Below are 22618 nucleotides of genomic sequence, written 5' to 3'. Positions count from 1 at the left end.
CGAGAGGTTAAAATTATAAATACTATCTCATCAATTTACAATAAAAAAATTCAAATTATAATAGAAATAGTTAAACTTCTACAAAAAAGATTTGAAACTCAAAACTAGCCCTTTTAGAATAAAAAGTGCTGATTATTTATCTTGTAAGTCCTTCACCTTCTAGGAAATGAAAAAAATTAAGATAGAATCAAAGTCCGATTTCATAGGATTAACGATCAGCTTGGGTCAAAGTTGCAATTTACAAAGATAGGAGCGTATATCATTGCTATTACAATATTTCACAGTAAAAGGGTATGGCGAACATGAAATAGCTATTCAAAAATCTCGCTTTATTTGCTATGTAAGCCGCGCAACAACAGAAGAAGAAGCACAAGAATTCATCCAAAAAATAAAAAAACAAAATTGGAATGCAACCCATAACTGCTCCGCTTACTTAATTGGTGAACATGACCAAATCCAAAAAGCAAACGACGACGGAGAACCGAGCGGCACAGCTGGTGTACCCATTCTAGAAGTATTAAAGAAGCGGCACTTAAAAGATACTGTGGTCGTTATCACACGTTATTTCGGCGGCATTAAACTAGGAGCAGGCGGTTTAATTCGTGCATACGGGAAATGTACAAGTGAAGGTCTCAATTATGTCGGCATCGTTGAACGAAAATTGATGCGCGTCATGAAAACAAAAATTGATTATACATTGCTTGGAAAAGTTGAAAATGAACTACGCAACTCTATATATGCTATTAAAGACATACACTACTTAGATTACGTCACGTTCGATACATATGTGGAGGAAGATCAAAAACAATCATTTACAGAATGGATGATTGAAATCACAAATGGGAAATGTACAATTAACGAAGATGAGATGCTATATCTAGAACAAGATATAGTGCAACACTAATTTATACTTAAAGGAGATTATTTATGGAAGATCGTTATCGTCATCTCCAAAATAGAAGAACAAAAAAGAAAAGAAGACGCAGAGGGCTTATATACCTCTTTTTCGCTCTCCTTATTGGAGGCGGAGGAGTTTATGCTTATAATTCCTATTCTTCCTTAATGGGAATTTACAGCGGGTTGCAGCACGATAAATCTAAACTCCGTACAGAAGATGTAGAAATTACAAAAAAACCATTTAGTCTTTTAATTATGGGAATTGAAGATTATGCAACAGGCGGCGAAAATGGACGAACTGATTCCTTAATGTTTGCGACAATTAATCCAAATTCACAAAAAGTATCTTTAATGAGCATCCCGCGTGATTCACGTGTGACAGTCGTGGGGCGTGATAAAAAAGATAAGATAAACGCAGCTCATGCCTATGGCGGAGAAAAAATGGCCAAAGACACGGTCGAAAACTTTTTAAAAGTACCTGTGGATCACTATGTAAAACTGGATTTTAAAGGGTTCAAAGGTATTGTCGATGCTGTTGGCGGCGTTACAGTGGATGTTCCGTTTGATTTTTGGGAACGATCTGATGTGAACTATTACAAAAAGATTGAGTTTAAAAAAGGACAACAGCATTTAAACGGAGAAGAAGCATTAGCTTATGTTCGGATGAGAAAGCAAGATCCAAATGGTGATTTTGGACGCGCCGCTCGTCAACGTCAAGTACTTGCAGCGGTCGTACAGGAGTTAAATTCAGCTTCTACTGTATTTAAAATAAATGATCTCGCAAAAGCAATTGGGAAATATGTCAAAACTGACATACCTGTATCCGATGGTCTTGCACTCTATAAGAAATTCTCTGGCTTTAATCCATCTAACATTCAAACCGTAAAATTGGAAGGCGAAGATACGAAAATAGATGGCATTTATTATTTCGTTCCAAACGAAGTAAGCATTCAAGAAATTCGCCAGACCTTTATGCAAAACTTAGAACTTGAAGCACAAGCTCCTGCTCCGGATACACAAAAACAACCTGAAACAAAAGAACCAGCTAAACCAGCTAATGACTCAAATACAGACGAGGGAAAGCAAGAGCTGTCTAAACCTGATCATAATTCAAATACACAGGCTGGAAAGCAAGAAACAACTAAACCTGATCACAATTCAAATACACAGGCTGGAAAACAAGAAACAACTAAACCGAATCATAATTCAAATACACAAAAGACACCTCCATCCAATCATGAGTCAGATGAAGAATGGCAAATGTCCGCACACTAAAAAACAGCTGTCTCCTCTCCAGGGGCAGCTGTTTTTTCCTCTTACCAAAAATAAAATTTATTATTTATTAAAATATTCTACAATTGCTTTCACAATACGCCCTGACGCCTGACCATCACCGTATGGATTCGATGCTTTTGCCATTGCGCTGTGCGCTTCTTTATCTAATAGTAGCTCGTTTGCTAAGCTGAAAATTGTTTCTTCATCTGTACCAGCAAGCTTTAATGTACCTGCTTCAATACCTTCTGGACGCTCTGTTGTATCACGTAGAACAAGAACTGGCACACCAAGTGATGGTGCTTCTTCTTGCACACCGCCAGAATCTGTTAACATTAAGTATGAACGTGCTGCAAAGTTATGGAAATCAATGACATCAAGCGGTTCAATTAAATGAATGCGATTATGCTTCCCTAAAATTTCTCCGGCAATTTCACGAACAACAGGATTCATATGTACTGGATATACAACTTGCACGTCTTCATGTGTCTCAACAAGACGTTTAATGGCACGGAACATATTACGCATCGGCTCACCTAAATTTTCACGGCGGTGTGCTGTCATGAGAACAAGGCGATCATCTCCAACCTTCTCTAACACCGGATGTGTATACGATTCTTTTACTGTCGTTTTTAACGCATCAATTGCTGTATTTCCTGTAATAAAAATGTTTGTCTCTTTTTTATTCTCTTGTTGTAAGTTTGTTGCAGACTTCGCTGTTGGTGCAAAATGAAGATCTGCCATTACCCCTGTTAATTGACGGTTCATTTCTTCTGGATATGGAGAATATTTATCCCACGTACGAAGACCAGCTTCCACATGACCGATTGGAATTTGATTATAATAGGCAGCAAGACTTGCAATAAATGTTGTCGTTGTATCACCATGTACAAGAACGATGTCTGGTTTCGCTTCTTTCATAATCTTATCTAAACCCTCTAAACCACGAGTTGTAATATCAATTAACGTTTGACGGTCTTTCATAATATTTAAATCATAATTCGGCTTAATATCAAAAATATCTAACACTTGATCCAGCATTTGACGATGTTGCGCTGTTACTGTCACAATAGACTCAATTTGCTGTGAATGTTTTTGCAATTCTAACACGAGAGGAGCCATTTTGATAGCTTCCGGACGCGTTCCAAAAATCGTCATTACTTTAATGCGCTCTGTCATATTCAATTCCTCTCTTCTTTCAATGTCTCAATTCATCATGTACGATAACAATTGTTATTATATATGAGAATCTGAAATGACAAAAGGAAATATTTCCTAAAAGATATGTGAAACATCTCGCTTTCGAATTACCCTTCTACCAATGGAATAGTAATCAACAGCATATTGCTCCACTTCTTCTAATGCATAACAATTTCTTCCGTCAAATACAATTGGCTCATTCATAAGCTGTACATATTTCGCAATCGGATACGTTCGAATACTTTCCCACTCCGTTACAATAAATGCTACGTCCGCTTTTATAATTGCTTCGCTTATATCCATGCTATATTGTACTCGGTTCATAAAGATGCGCTTTGCATGTAAAATCGCCTTCGGATCATACACAATAACATGAGCTCCTCGTGCCAATAACTGCTCAATAATTAGAAGAGACGGAGCTTCTCGTATATCATCTGTATTTGGTTTAAACGAAAGACCGAGAACAGCAACTCGTTTCCCTTGTAAATTCATGACCTTTTCTGCTTTTTCCACAAGTGAAGCTTGCTGCTTATTATTCACTTCAATAACCGCTTTTAGCAACCTAAAATCATGAGCCACATTACCTGCAATTTGCACAAGTGCATTTGTATCTTTCGGAAAACAAGAACCGCCATACCCAATACCCGCTTGCAGAAAATGAGGACCAATTCGTTTATCAATCCCCATCCCAGCTGCCACTTCTGTCACATCAGCTTGTACTTTTTCACATATACTTGAAATTTCATTGATAAAGCTAATTTTCGTCGCTAAAAAGGCATTCGATGCGTACTTAATCATCTCCGCACTACGTATATCCGTTGTAAACACTTCAATTGACAACGACTTATAAAGATTCGCAACCCGCTTCGCAATCTCTGTTTTTTCCGCTCCAATTACAATACGATCACCATGAAAGAAATCGTGCACGCCGCAGCCTTCTCGTAAAAACTCCGGATTTGATACAAGATGGACACTTATATCTGTTTGCAATGCCGCCTGAATCCATTCTTTCATAGCATCATTTGTTCCAACAGGAACCGTACTTTTTGTCACAACGATCACATCTTGTTTAGCATACATCCCAATATCACTGCACATATTTACAATATGTGTTAAATTTGCAGATCCATCTGAGTAGGAAGGTGTACCAACCGCCACAAAAATATACTCAACTGCCTCGTAAGCTTCTTCTCTCTTTGAAGTAAACGATAGCTTCTGCTTTAAAACAGCATCTTCCAATAATTTTTGTAACCCCGGTTCATATATCGGCAGTTCATTTTCCTCTAACAACCGTATTTTCTGTTCATCAATATCAAAACAAGTCACAGAGTGCCCGAGTGTCGCTAATCCAATCCCTGTCACTAACCCGACATATCCAGTACCTACCACCGTAATTTTCATACACACACCTCCTCCTTATGGTTCGTTTCACTTTATTATATGAGACATCCTTCGCTTCATTTTTAAGCTTTTGTAAAAAAACAAGTCAGCTGCAGGTAAGCAGCTGACTTGTTTTTACTTACTATATCCATTCGGATGGGATGTATGCCATTCCCAAGCTGTTTGAATCATTTCTTCAAGCGAATACCTTGCCTTCCAACCTAATTCGTTATAAATCTTCTCTGATGAAGCGATAAGCCTTGCTGGATCTCCCGCGCGGCGCTCTGCGTGAATCACATTTGCTTTCTTCTCAGTTACACGTTCACACGTTTCAATTACTTCTTTTACAGAAAAGCCTTTTCCGTTTCCTAAGTTGTATACTTCATTTGTTTTTTGTTCATTTTGTAAACTTTGCAGCGCTAAAATGTGCGCTTCCGCTAAGTCTGTCACATGAATATAATCGCGAACACAAGTACCATCATGTGTATCATAATCCGTACCAAAGACAGCAATCGATTCACGTTTTCCTAATAAGTGCTGCAGCACAAGCGGAATTAAATGTGTCTCTGGCGTATGATCTTCTCCAATTGTTCCTGATACATGAGCTCCCGCTGCATTAAAGTAGCGAAGTACAACATATTTCATGCCATAAGCAGCATGAAAATCTTGTAAAATATGCTCAACCATTAATTTAGAGCGTCCATATGTATTGATTGGATTTGTTGCAGTTTTTTCTGTAATCATATCTGTCTCCGGAATTCCATACGTTGCCGCTGTTGAAGAGAAAATAAATGATGTTACCCCATGCTCCATCATTTTCTCTAGCAACGTAATCGTTGCCGTCACGTTATTTTTATAATATTTCAATGGATTGGAAACAGATTCACCAACAAGACTATTTGCCGCAAAATGCATAACAGCATCAATAGAATAGTTACTAAATACACGATCTAAATCTGCCGCGTTACTTAAATCTCCTACTTCTAAGATCGCTCTCTCATCAACACTTTCACGATGACCAGTTGATAAGTTATCTAATACAACCACTTCAAATTTTTGATCTAACAATTGTTTTACTGTATGACTTCCGATATATCCTGCTCCACCAACAACTAAAATCATGGTTTCTCCCCCTATAAAAAATATATCATTATATAGCTCTATATTAATTATACAGCAATTCCTACCTGTAAAATCAACCTTCTTCTAATAGCACGTAACACGAAAAGCATCCACCTTTATTCTGCTATTCCCTCAACACATATATTTACACAATCCTATCATAACCTTCATATAATTAAATAAGGAACATACATATTTTTCTGTAAAACATCCATATTAAGACTAATTTTTCATCTATAATTCGCTTTAAAAATGTCATATATTTCAGTTATTACAATTTAAAGTCACGCGAAAAAAAGATTGAAATCCACTCTTTTTATGATACCATATGTTATGAGCCAAAAACATATATTGAATTTTGAAGTAAAAGAGAGATTTCAATACGTTAAAATATAAAAGGTGGGGTATTAATGGACTCACGAATTATTTATGCAGTTTTGGCATCGTTCATTACCGTACTGATTGCTACCCCTTTCGTAATTAAATTAGCCTTTAAGATTGGGGCAACAGACAAGCCAAATGCTCGTAAAGTACATCAAAACATTATGCCTCGTCTTGGCGGACTGGCAATCTTTATCGGAGTTGTTATAGGATGCTTCGTTAGCGGCTTGTATGAACAGCGGATCGTATCGATTAGTATAGGTGCTGTCATCATCATTATCATTGGGATATTAGATGATATGTATGAATTATCTGCAAAAGTAAAATTCGGCGGACAACTTGCAGTCGCATTGTTAATCGTGAAAAACTTACAAATACCAGTGCTTTACATTCCAATTTTAGGAGAAACTGAACTTGGATGGCTATCTTATCCAATTACAGTGTTTTGGATTGTTGGTATTACAAATGCTATTAATTTAATTGACGGACTTGACGGACTATCAGCTGGCATTTCTTCCATTGTTCTTGCAACGTTAGCTTACATGGCTGCTACTAGTGTAACTGGTGCCGGTAGTGCAATCATTTTACCGCTTGCACTCATCGTATTAGCAAGTACAATTGGATTTTTATTCTATAACTTTCATCCAGCGAAAATCTTTATGGGAGATACAGGGGCTCTGTTTTTAGGATATTGTATTGCGGTACTATCATTACTTGGCCTATACAAAAGCGTAACATTGTTTAGCTTTATCGTTCCAATCATTATTTTAGGGGTACCAATCTTTGATACAACATTTGCGATTATTCGCCGCGTTGTAAATAAGAAACCAATTTCAGCACCAGATAAATCGCATTTGCATCACCGTTTACTCGCAATAGGGTTCTCTCATCGAACAACGGTGCTAATTATTTATGCATTTGGTATTTTCTTTAGTGTGAATGCCATTATTTTTTCAAAAGCAACATTATGGCTCTCCATTGTTCTTCTATTCCTTCTTATTTTAATTACTGAAATTGTGGCAGAGATTATCGGTCTTGTCCATGATCGCTATAAACCAATTATTTCAGTCTATAAAAAAGTAAAAAGACGTGAAGAATAAAAGTAATATAACCAATACACAATAAAAATATACAAACAGGACAATCTCTCTAAAGAAATTCTCCTGTTTTTTTGTTTTCCAAAATATAGTTCGTTTGAGAATACCCACCTTGGAGCAAGATAACAGTACAATCTTCAAATTAGGGTGAGCATCATGATTAAGCGAACACTTTTACTTATTTGTTTGTTTTCTACTATCATCTTATGTTTTCTATCACCTATGCAGGCTGCTGTTGTACCTTCACATGAGAATCGCCCTATCTCTCATTTTGAAACACAACTGCCTCATCAATATACAGCTACTCCGCAAACAAAAGTGGCTTATTTGACATTTGATGATGGACCAAACAAATATACAGCACAAATTTTAAATATCTTAAAGCAAAAAAATGGAAAAGCAACTTTCTTTGTTATCGGTGGACGCGTCTCTCGTTACCCTCGAACAACAAAGCGAATCATTGAAGAAGGTCATTATCTCGGATTACATAGTATGTCTCATAATGCAAAGTACCTCTATAATGGTGATCCCTCTATTTTAGTTTCTGAAATGGAACAAGCTCGGGAGATTGTTCGGGTCATCACTGGAATTGACACACACCTCGTTCGTGTTCCTTATGGCAGCATGCCCTATTTAAAGAAAAATTATCGCGACGCTCTCGTTGCATCTCGCTATAAAATGTGGGACTGGACAATCGATACATACGATTGGAAAAGCGCTCATAATCCATCTGCCGTATTGGAACGAGTAATAAATCAAAGTGATAATCCAGTCGAAGTCATTTTAATGCATGATTCAAATGTCACTGTACAAATCTTACCAAAAGTCATTGACTATCTTCATTCACAAGGATATACACTTCTCCCTTACAATCCTTCCTCTCATTTAGAAGTTAATTTTTGGAAGGATGCGAGATTGTAACAGCTTTAGCCTCTACTAAAGCTGTTCAACTTTTATATGTATATAAATTAAAAAACCGACATAAAACCACTTTCTTTTTACGGGAGGACAAGAGCATCTGGCCGTGCACAGGAGTGGGCAGGGCCTTTTCCTGCCACATGCAGTGCTTTAAAACAAAGGGAGCAAGCAAGTGCAGGTCATGATTATTCTGCATAACAGCGACTTATATGTCGAAATATTAAATCATATTTATATATTTTGATATAACCACAAAAAATACCTTAAAACATGTGAAAATAAAAACCACTTCAACCAATTGAAAAGCACTTGAAATTGATTGAAGTGGTTTTTATAATGAATTCCTTTATTAAAAATCAATTCGTTCAGAAAGAAGAAAAAAACAAAAAAACCTCAATGAAGAGGTTCCTTTCGTTCTTTCTCAATGACAAGTCATTTTGCAGAACTATTATCCGTTGGCTCAAAGATAGTTAGGAGGCTATCTTCTTACGTTTTCACTGTAACATAAAAAGTTACTTCTCAAATATGCAATTTTACATATTCATTACATTCTTGTCATTTTCCTATTTACATAGATTCGATATGATATATAAGTACAAATTGGAAAACTGCCCCTTTTTTTAGTGGGCGAGAGCGTCTGACCGTGTATAGAAGCGGTCGCTAGATTTATAGAAAAATTTATTCGAGAAAAAGGTGACTCCTATCACTATGAATTCTAAACAAAGTATCGCAAAACACTTACAAATATTAACGGAAATCTTTCTCATTTCCACAAAACTTGGACTCACTTCCTTCGGAGGACCTGTTGCACATCTTGGCTATTTTCATAACGAATACGTTCAGAAGCGAAAATGGATGGATGAAAGAAGCTATGCCGATTTTGTAGCACTTTGTCAATTCCTTCCCGGCCCCGCTAGTAGTCAAGTTGGAATCGGAATTGGATTATCACGGGGTGGTATACTTGGAGCTATTGTTTCTTGGCTTGGATTTACGCTCCCTTCCGTTCTTGCGCTCGTCCTGTTTGCTTCGTTACTGCAGCAGATTGATATTGCACACGCGGGATGGATTCACGGCTTAAAACTAGTGGCCGTAGCGATTGTCGCTCATGCATTATGGGGAATGGTGCAAAAGCTAACACCAGACCGGAGCCGCGCAACGATTGCAGTTATCGCAGCGGCTATCGTTCTATTATTCCAAACATCTTGGATACAAATCATCGTTATTCTATTCGCGAGCATCGTGGGATGGCTCTTATACAGGGAGCACACAATAACAACTGAAACAGAAATATCTATTCCCATCTCACGCAAAGTCGCAGCGCTATGCCTATCTTTGTTCTTTCTCTTATTCATACTATTACCGATATTACGCCCTTTCTCGCACTGGATTGCTATGTTTGATAGTTTCTATCGCTCAGGTTCTCTCGTCTTTGGCGGCGGTCATGTTGTTCTTCCGCTCCTAGAAAATGAATTTGTGTCAAATGGCTATATAACGAAAGAACAATTTCTCGCTGGTTATGGAATGACGCAAGCCGTTCCTGGACCATTATTTACATTCGCCGCTTATATCGGAGCAATTATGAACGGAGCCGCCGGGGCAACAATTGCGACAATTGCTATTTTTCTTCCCGCCTTCTTACTCGTTGTCGGCGTATTGCCTTTTTGGGATGCACTGCGCCGCAAACCGTACGTACAAGGAGCTATGTTTGGTATAAATGCAGCGGTTGTCGGCATTTTACTCGCCGCTTTTTATCATCCAATTTGGACAAGCTCGGTTATAGAGCCCGCTGATTTCGTTGTCGCATTACTCTTATTTACAATGCTTGCCTTTTGGAAAATGCCGCCGGGGGTTATTGTTATAATTGGTGCGATCAGCGGGATGATTTTGTCGGTACTATAAAAGCTAGTTTTACGCCCTCCTTACAATCAAATGTATGGGGGATTTTATCATTATAGTTTTCTTAATATTCAATTTATTGTTCTTACAAATTATGTTACGATCTATACAGCAAACAAATTTAGAAATAGAAGGTAGATTTGTAAGTGGTATGGATTTTTCCAAGTGGTTAAACAACGAATTTATACCTAGTAATCCAGATAAATCTTGGATAAAAGAAGTATCTTCTAAAGCTACAAAACAAGCGATTATGAACGGAGAAAAAGCATTTAAAAACTTTTTCAAAGGACTATCTAAATTCCCTAAGTATAAAAAGAAGAAAAAGCAAGATGTAAAATGCTACTTCCCTAAAAATAACAAAACAGACTGGACGATTGAAAGACATCGAGTGAAAATACCTACTCTTGGCTTTGTAAGATTGAAAGAGTAAGGTTATATCCCTAAAAACGCCATTGTGAAAAGCGGGACAGTTTCTCAAAAAGCAGGGAGATATTATGTATCCATACTTTGTGAAGTAGAGGAAACACAAGTAAAACCAAAGCTAGAAGAAACAGGATTAGGGATTGATTTAGGGATTAAAGATTTTGCTATTTGTAGTAATGGGGAAGTTCATGAAAACATTAACAAAACAGGAAAAGTAAGAAAGCTAGAAAGAAAATTAAAACGTGAGCAGCGCTCTTTATCGCGAAAGTATAAAAATCTAAAAAAGAGAGGTGAAAAATCTGCTACTAACAAAAGAGCGAATATAGATAAAAATATTCTTAGAGTACAAAAATTACATGCGAGTGTGGAAATGAAATAGATAGAGATTTAAACGCATCCATCAACCTTTTACAAGCAAAAGAATATACCATACTAACTTATATATGTACGGTGGGTTACATCGGAATTAACGCCTGTGGAGAACCATATAAACCAAAGTAGCAAGATAGTATCGAAATGGGGTTCGTAGAAGCAAGAAAACTCTAAGAGTATACATTTGTATATGTTTTTAGTAGCAGTTGCATTGCGCATGCCTAAAAATCGGCTCTGGTTCTCTCGAATGATTATTGTTGTGATGTTTGTAATCATTTCATGGGGACTATCTACATTTTCTTTATTTACACAACAGGAGTTTAGAAAATTCATAGGCTGGGGACAATACACTGACTATGAAGTAGATCGGGCACCACAACTACCAGCACCACATGGTGACCCAACAGAAATTGAAAGCGATGATAACGATAAAGAATCCCCAATTCAAATGTCGTGGAAGGATAAGATTTTAGATAAGATTTTAGATACTATTAATAAAACCATTCAAAATAACAAAAAATCATGGATAACCATCATAATTATCACATCAACTATCATTCTTGCTTTCCTATATTTCAAAAAGAAGAAATCAGCCGAATCCATTTCTAATGTACATTCTATACAACAAACTCACAAAGAAACTACTACAATAGCAGATGAACATAACAATGACATCCATTCGATTCACAATGAAATCCGACTAGAACTAATAAAATGGGAAAAAAAGCTACCCAAACATAACAAAAGAAAACCATGTGAGACCTTGCAGCAGTGGCTATTAAGGCTTAATAAGCCAACAAATATTATACCGATCTATGAAAAAGTCCGTTACGGAAAAAAGAAATATTCAACTAGTGATTTAGAATCAGTAAAACTTTGGACAAAATAATAATAGGAGCACACCAGATATATCGGCGGAAATGATACATTTATCGGCGATTCGACAAGGTATAAAGACCTTACGACAACGTTCAACATGCGAATCGCCCATTCACTAGAACTGGATCACACCGAAAAGTGGACTTTTTTGGTCAATTTCATTCCTTTACCACTCCTAAAACTTCACAAGCTCCATCCCACTTGGAAGCTTACTCTCTGTTAAAATACGTAACTCTTCAACACGCTTCATGACATAAGACGAACGTTTCACCAGCTCTGCATCTATATAAGCTGGATGCACCATAACTTCAACGGTTATCCCGTCCTGTACACGCCCATTTAGTTTTGTAAAGTAATCGCTCGTTACACCATCTCCGTAAAAATCGTGAAAAAACACATCAGAAAATGGGCGTACTGCACACTCTTGTTCACAGCGGCGCACCGGAAGATGATATTTCTCTGCTAATCGCTCTAAGACGTCATGCAAAATTGGCAGTGCGTGAATGTGATGATGACTATCAAGATGCGTCGGTGTTAAGCCATATGATAAAAACTTTTCAATTTGCGCGGCCCACTCTCGCTCGGCGTCATATGGATCTATCCTTCCTTCCCACACGGTACTTTGCGAATGAAACGAACCATCTTTTTTCACAAGAGAGAGTACATCAGAAAGAAGCGGTTTTCCTGCAGTTAATACAAGATGCACACCAACTCCAAGCGTCTTATATTCCTTCGCTAGTTGCACTGCATGTTCTACCCCCGGCATATTCATCATCATCGTTGTAGAATTAACAAGCCCATTCACGTGCGCGTCAATAATACCGTAGTTTACCCCTCGTGTTAATCCGAAGTCATCTGCGTTTACAATTAATTGAATCATTACGTCCCCTCCTATATACATCTATTTTAATTCTTCAATAGATACTTTCCTGGTACACAACACAAAAAGTCACCTACACTCATTCCCTACATTTTTTTTCACATGACACGTGGCAGAAAAAGGCCCTGACCGCTTCTACACGCGGCCAGTCCCTCTCGACCACCTAAAAAAGAAAGGGGTTTTTTCAATTTGAATTCAAACTGAAAAAAAGCGAGCTGAACTGCGCCGCTTTTAGTTTTCCACTTTCTTGAAAAATTGCGGAAGATACTCTTTATGAGCTTCCAGCATTTCATCTAACATTTGTTTTGCCACTTTATCAGATGGGACAAGCGGATTAATCGTCATCGCCAGCAACGCTTTATGGTAATCACCTGTTACAGCGGCTTCAATTGTTACGCGTTCAAACGATTTAATTTGTTGTACTAAACCACGAACTGGTATTGGTAAGTCCCCAACCGCAATCGGCTTTGGGCCATCCTTTGTAATGACGCAGTTTACTTCAACAGCAGAATCAGCTGGTAAACTTGCGATTGTACCATTATTTCTTGTATTTACAGGCTGAATATCACCTTTATTGTTGTAAATAGACGTAATTAAGCTGCATGCAGCATCACTATAATATGCTCCGCCGCGTTTTTCTAGTTGCGGTGGTTTACTATCTAAATTCGGATCTTTATACAGTTCAAACAGATCATTCTCTAGCTTCTTCACCACTTCTGCACGTGTACCATTTTCCAGTGACGCTTGCTTTTCTTCTTCTAACATTTCGCGTGTTTTGTAGTAATAACGGTGGTATGGGCATGGAATTGCACAAAGCGCGCGAATGAAATCGGGTTCCCAATCAAGCATTGCAATATTTTGCATCGTAATTTGTTTCTCTGGATCTGTTACTAATTCCAGCACACGGTCCATGACGCTCACACCATCTAAATAGACATCCAATCCATACACCATATGGTTTAAACCCGCAAAATCAACATGTACACGGCTTGGATCTACATCGAGAATCTTTGCTAATCCCATATGAATCCCGATCGGAACGTTGCATAACCCGACAACCTTTTGAATGTTTGTATAGCGAAGAACAGCTTCTGTTACCATCCCCGCTGGATTTGTAAAATTAATTAACCATGCGTTTGGACAAAGCTCCTCTATGTCTTTACAAATATCTAAAATAACAGGAATCGTTCTTAAGCCCTTAAATAAACCGCCAGGGCCATTTGTCTCCTGGCCGATCACATCATATTTTAACGGGATGGCTTCGTCTTTTCCGCGCGCTGCTAATAACCCAACGCGAAATTGTGTTGTAACAAAGTCCGCATCTTTTAACGCTTCGCGGCGATCTAGTGTAAGATGAATATCAATTGGAACTCCTGCTTTTTTCACCATACGCTTTGCTAAGTTACCAACAATCTCTAACTTTTCTTTTCCTTTTTCCACATCAACTAACCAAATTTCACGAACAGGAAGTTCATGATAGCGCTTAATAAAACCTTCAATTAACTCCGGTGTATAACTAGAGCCACCGCCAATTGTTGTAATTTTTATTCCACACATACTACACGTTCCCCTTTCGCATTGATTTTTTTATAACTAGAAAGTTTATTCAATGTAGTACTGTAATTTCTATTTTTTCTCCTCTTGCTTCTGATTGTATGAGCTCATATTGGAAATGATGCGCTTCATTCATCGTTTCCCGTGCTTCTTCAGCTAAAGCAATTAAAAAGTACGCCAAGTGCTTTTCACACCTGGCGTACTTTTTTCTCTTTTCTATTTAAGCTGATTATTTAAATTCTCAATCTTTTTCTTCCAATACATTGTCATTGCAAACCATATCATGAAGTAAATGATAATAAAGCTTCCTACGCAAATGAGAATGGCACTTACATGATTAGGAACCCATCCCATCCATACTGCCGCTGGAAGAAATGTTCCTAGTAATATAATGAAATGAATGATTGTTTGTTTTAACAGGCTCCATTCTTCCCTCTCAAAAACAAAAGAAGCAACAGAGAAGATCATCCCAATTATATTTGCTGCAACAAGTTGAATTAACAATGTCCTTATCTCTATTGTCTCCATCCCATTCGCATAACCGATCCCCAAAAATAATAAGCTATAAAACATCGCCATCCCCATACCAGCTGCCAACTTTGCACCTATTCTATCCATCATCATACTAACCTCCTATATTCAAAACTTCTTTAATAAGCGGAACATATTTTCGCGAAACGTACTCTTTCATCCCATTTGAAAAATGAGCACACATGCTGCCACTAAACGACATTTCAAAACTTTTCACATGCTTTATATTTGCAATTGTCGATTTTGAGAACCTAACAAATCCTTCTCGCTGTAAGGCACTCTCTAATTCATACAACCGGTGTTTTACTTCAAGGTTTCCTTTTGTCGTTTGGGCAAATACCTTTCTGCCTTCCGAATAGAACCAATATATTTCCTTAAACTCCAATAAATAAAACTGCTGATCTTCTATTCCAACAATTTGCTTGATCGTCCCCCCTTCTAATATTTTCAAAATGTGCTGAACATCTTCAGTCATTTCTTTCGTCCTTATCACGATTTCTAGTTCTTCATGTGCTGGGTCTAAATCAATATGAACCTTCATATCGCCCCCCCCTTTACTACTTCATTTTTACATAAATGTGAAAAAAATAAATGGATATGTACATAAGTGGTCCAGTTATTTGTTTAACTTGTCATTTTCAATACATAAAAAAGACCTTGCACCCGCAAGGCCTATTTTCTATCTAACATCTTCCTATATAAATCAACAAACTCACTCGCTAATTCCTTCATTGTTATAGCATTCATAAGGTGATCCTGCGCATGAACGAACAGTAACGTAAGTTCGACCCGTTCGCCGCCTGCCTCTTGTTGAATCAATGTTGTTTGTAAGCGATGCGCTTCCTTTAACTCGCTGTCTGCTTCTTGCAATTTTCCGTCCGCTTCGGAAAGTTTTCCTTGTTTTGCAAATTGAATTGCCTCCATCGCTGAGCTTCTCGCATTTCCCCCATGTAAAATTAAATGAAAAGCCGTTGTCTCTATCGTATCCATTTCCCTCTATTGCTCCCCCTTTTCTTCTGCCAACTTTTGCTTATCCCACATTTTTAAGAACGGGAAATAGATGAAAAAAGCTAAGCAGAAGTTTACTAACTGCATCACAACACCTGAAATCTTACCGCCCGTTGCTAAATAGCCGCTAAACAGAATCGGTGTTGTCCACGGTACAGCTGCGCCGCTTGGCCGCGCCACAAATCCCCATTCCATCGCAAAATAAGTCACAATCGTTAGAACAAGGGGAACAAGGATAAATGGAATCAGAAGAAGGGGATTTAACACAATCGGCATTCCAAATGTCACCATCTCATTAATATTAAAAATACCTGGTCCAATAGATAGCCTGCCCAAACTTTTTAATTGCTGACTTCGTGCAAATAGTAACATCGCTATGACAAGTGCGAGCGTTGCACCAGAACCACCCATATAAATCCATAAATCAAAGAATTGCTTTGTAATTGTATTTGGTACTTCCTGCCCAGCTTGAAAGGCGACGCGGTTTTGATCCATTAATGAGAGCCAAATTGGATCCATCACTCCGCCAACAATGGCCGCTCCGTGAATCCCGCATGCCCACAATAATTGAATAAGAATAATCGCAATCACAGCTCCAAATATACTAGCACCCAGTGTGCTAAGCGGCGCTTGTAGCAATTGTCCCACAATATTATGAATACTTCCAAATGAAGTGTGTTCTAGAATTAACCGTAAAATCCATACTACAGTAATCACAACAAAACCAGGAATCAGTGCAACAAACGAACGCGACACTGCTGGCGGTACTGTTTCTGGCATTTTAATCACAATATTTTTCTGTATAATAACGCGGTATATTTCTGTAGATATAAGTGCTAAAATCATCGCCACAAATAAACCTTGGCTGCCAGTAAGTACAGTTGGAATCACACCTTCTACTAAAATACTTTCCTTCGTCGTTTCTGCAATATGTGAAACTTGAAATGGTGTTGCTAATAAGAAAGATACAAGTGACAACGCCCCTGATGCTAATGCATCTACTTTATACTGTTCTGCCAATCTGTAAGCGATTCCAAAAGTGGCGATTAAAGACATAATATTAAATGTGGCACTTACCGGATACCCTAATGCTTTTTGCCAGCCCGATCCAAATAAATTGGCCATAAAATCATTATATCCAGGTATCGGCAACGCACTAATAATTAAGAAAAAGGATCCGATAATTAAGAAAGGCATCGTTAAAATAATTCCGTCTCGAACAGCTTGTAAATGACGCTGCTCCGCGATTCTTCCTGCTACAGGCATAACGTATCTCTCTAAAAATCCCGTCATCCTCTCCACTCCCCTTATGCCTTCATTGACAATGCTGCTTGTAACACCGCTTCCCCATTACAAAGTCCGTAGTGTACAGATTGAATGACATTCACGGGTACACCTTTTTCTTTACAGAGCTCTTGCATTTTCGGTAATAGATAGCGCACTTGCGGGCCGAGTAATAATACATCTGCTTCATCAATATGATTACGCACTTCCGACCCAGATACAGCCCAAATTCTAGCTTCTATCCCTTGCGCCTCTGCTGCTTTCTCCATCTTTGTTACAAGCAAACTCGTTGACATGCCAGCAGCACAGCACAGCAAAATATTCATATGACGCCCCCCTTTCTCATTAGCTCTTATAGCTCCCCATAAGGTTAAGCTAACCTATATATATGTCTAGGGGAATTCTCATATGACGAGCATATGAACAAAAAATTCTCTATGCTACATTCGCTTTCTCTCACTTTCTTTATCATTAAGTGAAGCTTCCATCAAGAAGGACTTACTATTTTGCAAATAGCATTAAAAAACAGCAAGTAGCCATTACTTGCTGTTTTTAACGTGCCTCGTTAAGGTACCAACCATCACCATATAAAAAAGGTAACCTTTTCAGATTACCTCTTTTCCTTTATTGCTATAGAATGAAGTTATCCAATCACTAGGAATGGATTTTACACACTCTCTTTTGCCGGCCGATATAATGCTTGTACGAGACGATCATATTCACGCCTTGTAATTTCTTTATTATATAGCTTTAACAATAAATCTTTATGCTCTTTCGAAAATGCCATTTTTTTAATGATTTCTGGATACATGAAAACTTTCCCCTCCGTTTCATGAATAAGACTAAATCCAGTAAACATTAGCGTTTCTGACTTGTATAGTTTGTAAAAACCAAACAAATAGAACTTATGTTCGTACAAGAATTATAAAATATTTTTCTTCAAAGTACAATTCTAAAATGTTAATTCTTCTTTTTATTTATTCCCTGAACATTTCAACATTATAATATCATAATCTTTCCTAAAGTACATACATATTTTTTGTCACTTTTTTGAATAATTTTTCCATAATGGTAAGAAAATAATGGCAAAAAAGAAGAGGAGTAGGCATATGGATACTGTTACATTATCACGCGCTTTCTTTGGATCATCATTAGCCTTCCATATTATTTTTGCAACGCTAGGAATTGGTCTTTCCTTAATGATTTTTATAAGCGAGGTATTATATCACTGGAAAAAGGACCCCGATTACTCTGTGATGGCAAAAAGATGGACGAAAGCATTTGCGATTCTTCTTGGTGTTGCCATTCCAACAGGAACAATTGTGGGCGTCCAAATTTCCTTACTTTGGCCTGGCTTTGCGAAGATTGTCGGACAAGTCATTTCCGTCCCATTTCAAATTGAAATTTTTGCCTTCTTCCTAGAAGCATTGTTCATGTCCATTTATGTGTATGCTGCAGATAAATTACCACCATTTATGCGATTAATATCGCTCTTTTTTGTGATGTTCGGGGCAACTGCATCTGCTGTACTTATTACATCAGCAAATACATGGATGAATACACCAGCGGGATTTTCAATGGCTGCAGACGGTTCAGTCTATAATGTTGATCCTTGGAAAGCCTTTTTTAATCCAAGCTTTTTCACAAGCTCCATTCATGTTGTCATTACAGCTTATGCAACAGGAGCTGCTGTCATCTCTTCGATTGCCGGGTTTAAATTATTAAAACGAAATAAAAGTGCACAGGAAATTACCTATCATAAAAAAGGATTATATTTAGGTTTAATCATCACATTTATTACAGGCGCAATTATGTGGCTTTCTGGACATGAATCTGCGATTGCCTTGCATGAGCACTCACCGGAGAAATTAGCAGCAGCAGAAGCATTATTTCAGACACAGTCACATGCACCGCTAGCCGTTGGAGGCATTCTCGATCCAGAAACAAACAAATTAAAATACGCAATTGAATTTCCAAACCTGCTCAGTATGTTAGTCGGTCTGTCTCCAAATACAGTTGTAAAAGGATTAAATGAATTTCCACAAGAAACGTGGCCGCCTTTTTACACACATCTATTCTTTGATTTAATGGTCGGAGCGGCTACATTTACATTCGCCGTCGCTGCAATTGCACTTGGATATTGGTACTTCATTTACCGAAAAAAAGGAGGACAATTGCCAAAATGGATGCTTTGGGCCATTGCGGCTTGCGGTCCGATTATGCTTCTTGGCATTGAATTCGGCTGGATTTTCAGCTGCAGCGGCCGGCAGCCTTGGACGATTTACGGTTTTCAGCGGACGACAGATGCTGCCACGCGCGCCGATTTCGTCGGACCATTATTCATCGTATTTGTCATCCTTTATATTGCACTTGGTGCTTTAACTATTTTCGTATTACGAACATTCTTTAAACGCCATCCATTAAAGGCCGACTTACAAACGAACAGGGGGGATTCACATGCATGAAGCAAGTATCGCTATTATCATTCTCTGGGCTGTCATTTTTGTATACAGTATTTTAGGCTCAATTGATTTCGGAGCTGGCTTTTGGGGGATGGTATACGCAAAGCATCCAACACTTGCTGGAAAACTTGCGAATCGCTACTTGTCTCCAACGTGGGAAGTTACGAATACATTTCTAGTCTTTGTCGTTGTCGCGTTTCTCGGCTTCTTTCCAAAGGCTGCATTTACACTTGCAACAGCAATGTTTGTACCTGTTACCTTAATTCTCATTCTCGTTGCCATTCGCAGTACCTTTATGGTGTTCGCTTACTCTGTGCCAAAGTACGAGCGTGTACTGCGCACGATTTCAGGCATTACAGGTCTATTAATTCCGGCTCTCTTAATTACAGTTCTCCCTGTAACAGAAGGAGCTTTCATTACGACTGCTAACGGGAAAGAAACGCTACTATATGGAAAGTTATTATCAAGCCCGGTCGTATATTGGTACATGCTCTTTGGCTTAACATCCGAACTCTTTTTATCAGCACTCTTTCTCGCTGACTTTGCTAGCGAACAAGGATCTCAAGATACATATCGTCTCTATCGAAGAAATGCCATCTTACTCGGCCCTGCCACGCTTGTCACCGCTATCATCGCACTTGTCGTAATGGAACCGGAAACACATTGGCTCATGGATGGTTTAATTAAACAGTTCCTATGGTTTACAATCTCAATTATCTTTTTTATCATTGGCTATTCCTCACTTTGGTGGACGAACAAAAAACAAGGAATACTAGGCTGGCCGCGTATCGCTGTTCTTTCTGTCGTTGCCCAGTATGGATTTGCAAGCTATGCTTACGGCGTTGCACATCTTCCGTATATTATTTACCCAGAAGTGACCGTGTTCACAAGTTTTACAACGACAGAAACGTTTTATGCACTGCTCGTCCTCTATGCAATCGGGATCGCAATTTTATTACCAGGATTCATCTTCTTCTGGAACTTATTCTTGAAAGATCGATCATTTTTAAAGTGAAACGAACGGTTCACTACAGAGGCTGCCGATATATCGACGTTATTTGTGATATATCGGCGTTTCAACAAAATATAAAGTGAAACTTCCACTCGCTCCCGCCCATCTAAAAAAAAGTTTTTTATCGGTTATATAATAAAAATACTTAGTCAAACATCATCTACCACGAAATAAGTAGCATATTTCTCTCCACATTTACCTACCAAAAGAAAATTAGGTAGATGCACGTAGCAACTTTTCTCTTATAAATACCTAATAGGCACATACTGGATATGCGCCTATTTTCATTCAATATTCCCTATATGCTATGTCTTTTCCCTAAAGTATCAAACGCCCATATTTACAATAGTTAGTGTAATGCCTCAAGCCTTCTTTTAACAATTTGAATATAATTAAGTAGAAAGTCTCGGACAAGTTGAAATCCCCTTGTTCAAACTAAAGAATCAAGAAGGGTAGGCTAGCTATGGGTATTGAAATTTGGATTACGGTTTTCGTTTTTCTCCTCACCATGCTCATCATCTTCTGGCGGCCAAGAGGATTAAATGAAGCATGGCCAGCTGCAGTTGGAGCGGGGATTATCATTATTACCGGGCTCGTATCACGCAGTGACATTGCAGATATCATTGGTAAAATCGGCGGCGCCTCTATTACCATTCTGGCCACAATTGTTATGGCTGTTATATTAGAAAGTTTTGGTTTCTTCCACTGGGCAGCGGCCAGGCTCGCAAACTTAGCAAAAGGCTCCGGGCGTCGTCTATATTGGTACATTCAATTACTCTGTTTTCTCATGACATTGTTGTTTAATAACGATGGTAGTATTTTAATAACAACACCAATTTTAATTTTGCTTCTGAAAAACCTCCAATTAAAACCACATCAACAAATTCCATATTTATTAAGCGGCGCATTAATTGCAACTGCTTCTAGTGCTCCAATTGGCGTTAGTAATATTGTAAATTTAATTGCACTAAATATTGTTCATATGACACTCTATATGCACACAGCGATGATGTTTGTACCTGCAACGTTAGGGCTCCTCTTTATGTCATGGCTCATGTATATGGTTGTGAAAAAGAAATTACCGAAAAAACTACCAACATCCGCTTATGACATTGAAGAAGTCTTTTTCACAAAACAGTTTCACCCATTAAAAGGGACAGATTCTATTGATACAAAAAGCAAACGCTCCAAATTTATGTTAAAAGTGTTACTGTTTGTCTTTCTTATGCGCTGTCTCCTTTTCGTTGCCTCATTCTTTGCAGTTCCGATTGAAATTGTTGCCGTAATCGGCTCTCTCGTTCTGCTCCTATGGAGATGGTATTATTTACGAACAAATCCAGTCGATATATTAAAAAAGACACCGTGGCACATTCTCGTTTTTGCTTTTTCCATGTACGTTATTATTTACGGACTCCATAACGCTGGATTAACAACTTGGCTTGTGCAAGTATGCGAACCGATTGTGAATCAAAGTTTATTGCACGCAAGTTTTATCATGGGCGGACTCGTTTCAATTCTATCAAACATTTTTAACAACCATCCTGCCCTAATGATTGGAACCATTACCTTAACAAAAATGGGATTAGATCCTATTACCCTCAAAACAATCTACCTTGCAAACATCATTGGTAGCGACATAGGATCATTGTTATTACCAATCGGTACACTTGCATCTCTTATTTGGATGCATATCCTAAAGCAAAATAAAATTAAAATAAAATGGAAAGATTACTTGAACGTCTCCTTAATTGTCATTCCACTCACCACAATCGTAACCCTCTTCCTCTTATTCTACTGGGTACAGCTTGTCTTCACTCATTAGCTCAAACTACCCTATTTCTCTGTATACTAACGCCCTATAAAACGGTGACAGAGGTAAGGCGATAAGTAAAAATGATAATTTCGGATACCACTCCTTCGCAAATGAGTATACAGAAAAGCAAAATCCCCCTGCTCTCGCTCAGCAGGGGGATGATTATCTATATTAGGTTAGGTACACGTGATCATAGATTGAAAAGGTGTTCAGAAAGGTACTTTCTACATAAATCTA

The 22618-nt window shown here is 38.1% G+C and carries 20 protein-coding genes and 2 pseudogenes; 10 read left to right on the top strand and 12 right to left on the bottom strand.

Annotated features, from left to right (window positions below; all coding sequences use genetic code 11):
* Nucleotides 1–262 precede the first annotated feature (262 nt).
* On the top strand, nt 263–904 hold the full coding sequence (locus ACIGHG_RS08185) for a YigZ family protein (RefSeq protein ID WP_396547986.1): 642 nt from the start codon (nt 263–265) through the stop codon (nt 902–904).
* A gap of 23 nt (nt 905–927) precedes the next feature.
* Nucleotides 928–2172 (top strand): LCP family glycopolymer transferase, encoded by a 1245-nt coding sequence (locus tag ACIGHG_RS08180; RefSeq protein WP_396547984.1) that lies wholly within the window; start codon nt 928–930, stop codon nt 2170–2172.
* A 60-nt stretch (nt 2173–2232) separates the two neighbouring features.
* On the opposite strand, the gene wecB is transcribed toward ACIGHG_RS08180, so the two are convergent.
* From wecB to galE, 3 genes are all read right to left on the bottom strand, one after another.
* Complete coding sequence (gene wecB, locus ACIGHG_RS08175; RefSeq protein WP_090918008.1) at nt 2233–3348, bottom strand: non-hydrolyzing UDP-N-acetylglucosamine 2-epimerase; 1116 nt, start codon at nt 3346–3348, stop codon at nt 2233–2235.
* A 96-nt stretch (nt 3349–3444) separates the two neighbouring features.
* Nucleotides 3445–4770: a UDP-glucose dehydrogenase family protein gene (locus ACIGHG_RS08170; protein WP_396547982.1), complete on the bottom strand. Its 1326-nt coding sequence runs from the start codon at nt 4768–4770 to the stop codon at nt 3445–3447.
* A gap of 114 nt (nt 4771–4884) precedes the next feature.
* On the bottom strand, nt 4885–5871 hold the full coding sequence (gene galE, locus ACIGHG_RS08165) for a UDP-glucose 4-epimerase GalE (protein WP_396547980.1): 987 nt from the start codon (nt 5869–5871) through the stop codon (nt 4885–4887).
* Between the two features lie 410 nt (nt 5872–6281).
* Between galE and ACIGHG_RS08160 the strand changes: the two genes are divergently transcribed.
* The 5 genes and pseudogenes from ACIGHG_RS08160 to ACIGHG_RS08135 all read left to right on the top strand — a co-directional run bounded on the left by ACIGHG_RS08160 (nt 6282) and on the right by ACIGHG_RS08135 (nt 11847).
* Nucleotides 6282–7352: a glycosyltransferase family 4 protein gene (locus ACIGHG_RS08160; protein ID WP_306199092.1), complete on the top strand. Its 1071-nt coding sequence runs from the start codon at nt 6282–6284 to the stop codon at nt 7350–7352.
* A gap of 153 nt (nt 7353–7505) precedes the next feature.
* Nucleotides 7506–8270 carry a polysaccharide deacetylase family protein gene (locus ACIGHG_RS08155; RefSeq protein ID WP_336471970.1) on the top strand — a complete coding sequence of 255 codons (765 nt, stop codon included), beginning with the start codon at nt 7506–7508 and terminating at the stop codon, nt 8268–8270.
* 705 nt (nt 8271–8975) lie between these two features.
* Complete coding sequence (locus ACIGHG_RS08150; RefSeq protein WP_396547977.1) at nt 8976–10166, top strand: chromate transporter; 1191 nt, start codon at nt 8976–8978, stop codon at nt 10164–10166.
* Nucleotides 10167–10257: 91 nt separating this feature from the next.
* Nucleotides 10258–10947 (top strand): annotated as a pseudogene (locus tag ACIGHG_RS08145) (RNA-guided endonuclease InsQ/TnpB family protein); the annotation flags it as partial.
* 201 nt (nt 10948–11148) lie between these two features.
* Nucleotides 11149–11847 carry a hypothetical protein gene (locus ACIGHG_RS08135; RefSeq protein ID WP_396547975.1) on the top strand — a complete coding sequence of 233 codons (699 nt, stop codon included), beginning with the start codon at nt 11149–11151 and terminating at the stop codon, nt 11845–11847.
* 165 nt (nt 11848–12012) lie between these two features.
* Here ACIGHG_RS08135 and chbG read toward each other — a convergent pair whose 3' ends face one another.
* From chbG to ACIGHG_RS08090, 9 genes and pseudogenes are all read right to left on the bottom strand, one after another.
* Nucleotides 12013–12717 carry a chitin disaccharide deacetylase gene (chbG, locus tag ACIGHG_RS08130; protein WP_336471967.1) on the bottom strand — a complete coding sequence of 235 codons (705 nt, stop codon included), beginning with the start codon at nt 12715–12717 and terminating at the stop codon, nt 12013–12015.
* A 231-nt stretch (nt 12718–12948) separates the two neighbouring features.
* On the bottom strand, nt 12949–14274 hold the full coding sequence (locus ACIGHG_RS08125) for a 6-phospho-beta-glucosidase (protein WP_396547973.1): 1326 nt from the start codon (nt 14272–14274) through the stop codon (nt 12949–12951).
* 55 nt (nt 14275–14329) lie between these two features.
* Nucleotides 14330–14422 (bottom strand): annotated as a pseudogene (locus tag ACIGHG_RS08120) (PTS lactose/cellobiose transporter subunit IIA); the annotation flags it as partial.
* A 65-nt stretch (nt 14423–14487) separates the two neighbouring features.
* The gene (locus ACIGHG_RS08115; RefSeq protein WP_336472106.1) at nt 14488–14892 is read right to left on the bottom strand and encodes a DUF3021 domain-containing protein; all 405 of its coding nucleotides are present in this window, start codon (nt 14890–14892) and stop codon (nt 14488–14490) included.
* Between the two features lie 4 nt (nt 14893–14896).
* The gene (locus ACIGHG_RS08110; RefSeq protein ID WP_090918026.1) at nt 14897–15343 is read right to left on the bottom strand and encodes a LytTR family DNA-binding domain-containing protein; all 447 of its coding nucleotides are present in this window, start codon (nt 15341–15343) and stop codon (nt 14897–14899) included.
* A 131-nt stretch (nt 15344–15474) separates the two neighbouring features.
* A complete protein-coding gene (locus tag ACIGHG_RS08105) occupies nt 15475–15792 on the bottom strand; it encodes a PTS lactose/cellobiose transporter subunit IIA (RefSeq protein ID WP_336471965.1) in 318 nt (105 codons plus the stop codon).
* Nucleotides 15793–15798: 6 nt separating this feature from the next.
* Nucleotides 15799–17103: a PTS cellobiose transporter subunit IIC gene (gene celB / locus ACIGHG_RS08100; RefSeq protein ID WP_336471964.1), complete on the bottom strand. Its 1305-nt coding sequence runs from the start codon at nt 17101–17103 to the stop codon at nt 15799–15801.
* A 14-nt stretch (nt 17104–17117) separates the two neighbouring features.
* Nucleotides 17118–17420 carry a PTS sugar transporter subunit IIB gene (locus ACIGHG_RS08095; RefSeq protein WP_336471963.1) on the bottom strand — a complete coding sequence of 101 codons (303 nt, stop codon included), beginning with the start codon at nt 17418–17420 and terminating at the stop codon, nt 17118–17120.
* Between the two features lie 341 nt (nt 17421–17761).
* Nucleotides 17762–17905, bottom strand: coding sequence for a hypothetical protein (locus tag ACIGHG_RS08090; protein WP_242216789.1), 144 nt, complete (start codon nt 17903–17905; stop codon nt 17762–17764).
* Nucleotides 17906–18203: 298 nt separating this feature from the next.
* On the opposite strand from ACIGHG_RS08090, the gene ACIGHG_RS08085 reads away from it, so the two are divergent.
* From ACIGHG_RS08085 to ACIGHG_RS08075, 3 genes are all read left to right on the top strand, one after another.
* The gene (locus ACIGHG_RS08085; RefSeq protein ID WP_396547970.1) at nt 18204–19559 is read left to right on the top strand and encodes a cytochrome ubiquinol oxidase subunit I; all 1356 of its coding nucleotides are present in this window, start codon (nt 18204–18206) and stop codon (nt 19557–19559) included.
* Nucleotides 19552–20571, top strand: coding sequence for a cytochrome d ubiquinol oxidase subunit II (locus ACIGHG_RS08080; protein ID WP_396547968.1), 1020 nt, complete (start codon nt 19552–19554; stop codon nt 20569–20571). The genes ACIGHG_RS08085 and ACIGHG_RS08080 overlap by 8 nt, the downstream gene beginning before the upstream one ends.
* Nucleotides 20572–21031: 460 nt before the next feature.
* Nucleotides 21032–22390 carry an arsenic transporter gene (locus ACIGHG_RS08075; RefSeq protein ID WP_396547966.1) on the top strand — a complete coding sequence of 453 codons (1359 nt, stop codon included), beginning with the start codon at nt 21032–21034 and terminating at the stop codon, nt 22388–22390.
* Nucleotides 22391–22618: the final 228 nt, after the last annotated feature.

It is taken from the genome of Bacillus sp. NPDC077411 (assembly GCF_044543425.1).
Taxonomy (GTDB): domain Bacteria; phylum Bacillota; class Bacilli; order Bacillales; family Bacillaceae_G; genus Bacillus_A; species Bacillus_A bruguierae.
This window is presented reverse-complemented; position numbering and strand designations above follow the sequence as displayed.

Coding starts and splice junctions, on each gene's coding strand:
- ACIGHG_RS08180 (WP_396547984.1), top strand. CDS start 928: ATGGAAGATCGTTATCGTCATCTCCAAAATAGAAGAACAAAAAAGAAA.
- wecB (WP_090918008.1), bottom strand. CDS start 3,348: ATGACAGAGCGCATTAAAGTAATGACGATTTTTGGAACGCGTCCGGAA.
- ACIGHG_RS08170 (WP_396547982.1), bottom strand. CDS start 4,770: ATGAAAATTACGGTGGTAGGTACTGGATATGTCGGGTTAGTGACAGGG.
- galE (WP_396547980.1), bottom strand. CDS start 5,871: ATGATTTTAGTTGTTGGTGGAGCAGGATATATCGGAAGTCATACAGTA.
- ACIGHG_RS08160 (WP_306199092.1), top strand. CDS start 6,282: ATGGACTCACGAATTATTTATGCAGTTTTGGCATCGTTCATTACCGTA.
- ACIGHG_RS08155 (WP_336471970.1), top strand. CDS start 7,506: ATGATTAAGCGAACACTTTTACTTATTTGTTTGTTTTCTACTATCATC.
- ACIGHG_RS08150 (WP_396547977.1), top strand. CDS start 8,976: ATGAATTCTAAACAAAGTATCGCAAAACACTTACAAATATTAACGGAA.
- ACIGHG_RS08135 (WP_396547975.1), top strand. CDS start 11,149: ATGTTTTTAGTAGCAGTTGCATTGCGCATGCCTAAAAATCGGCTCTGG.
- chbG (WP_336471967.1), bottom strand. CDS start 12,717: ATGATTCAATTAATTGTAAACGCAGATGACTTCGGATTAACACGAGGG.
- ACIGHG_RS08125 (WP_396547973.1), bottom strand. CDS start 14,274: ATGTGTGGAATAAAAATTACAACAATTGGCGGTGGCTCTAGTTATACA.
- ACIGHG_RS08115 (WP_336472106.1), bottom strand. CDS start 14,892: ATGATGGATAGAATAGGTGCAAAGTTGGCAGCTGGTATGGGGATGGCG.
- ACIGHG_RS08110 (WP_090918026.1), bottom strand. CDS start 15,343: ATGAAGGTTCATATTGATTTAGACCCAGCACATGAAGAACTAGAAATC.
- ACIGHG_RS08105 (WP_336471965.1), bottom strand. CDS start 15,792: ATGGATACGATAGAGACAACGGCTTTTCATTTAATTTTACATGGGGGA.
- celB (WP_336471964.1), bottom strand. CDS start 17,103: ATGACGGGATTTTTAGAGAGATACGTTATGCCTGTAGCAGGAAGAATC.
- ACIGHG_RS08095 (WP_336471963.1), bottom strand. CDS start 17,420: ATGAATATTTTGCTGTGCTGTGCTGCTGGCATGTCAACGAGTTTGCTT.
- ACIGHG_RS08090 (WP_242216789.1), bottom strand. CDS start 17,905: ATGTATCCAGAAATCATTAAAAAAATGGCATTTTCGAAAGAGCATAAA.
- ACIGHG_RS08085 (WP_396547970.1), top strand. CDS start 18,204: ATGGATACTGTTACATTATCACGCGCTTTCTTTGGATCATCATTAGCC.
- ACIGHG_RS08080 (WP_396547968.1), top strand. CDS start 19,552: ATGCATGAAGCAAGTATCGCTATTATCATTCTCTGGGCTGTCATTTTT.
- ACIGHG_RS08075 (WP_396547966.1), top strand. CDS start 21,032: ATGGGTATTGAAATTTGGATTACGGTTTTCGTTTTTCTCCTCACCATG.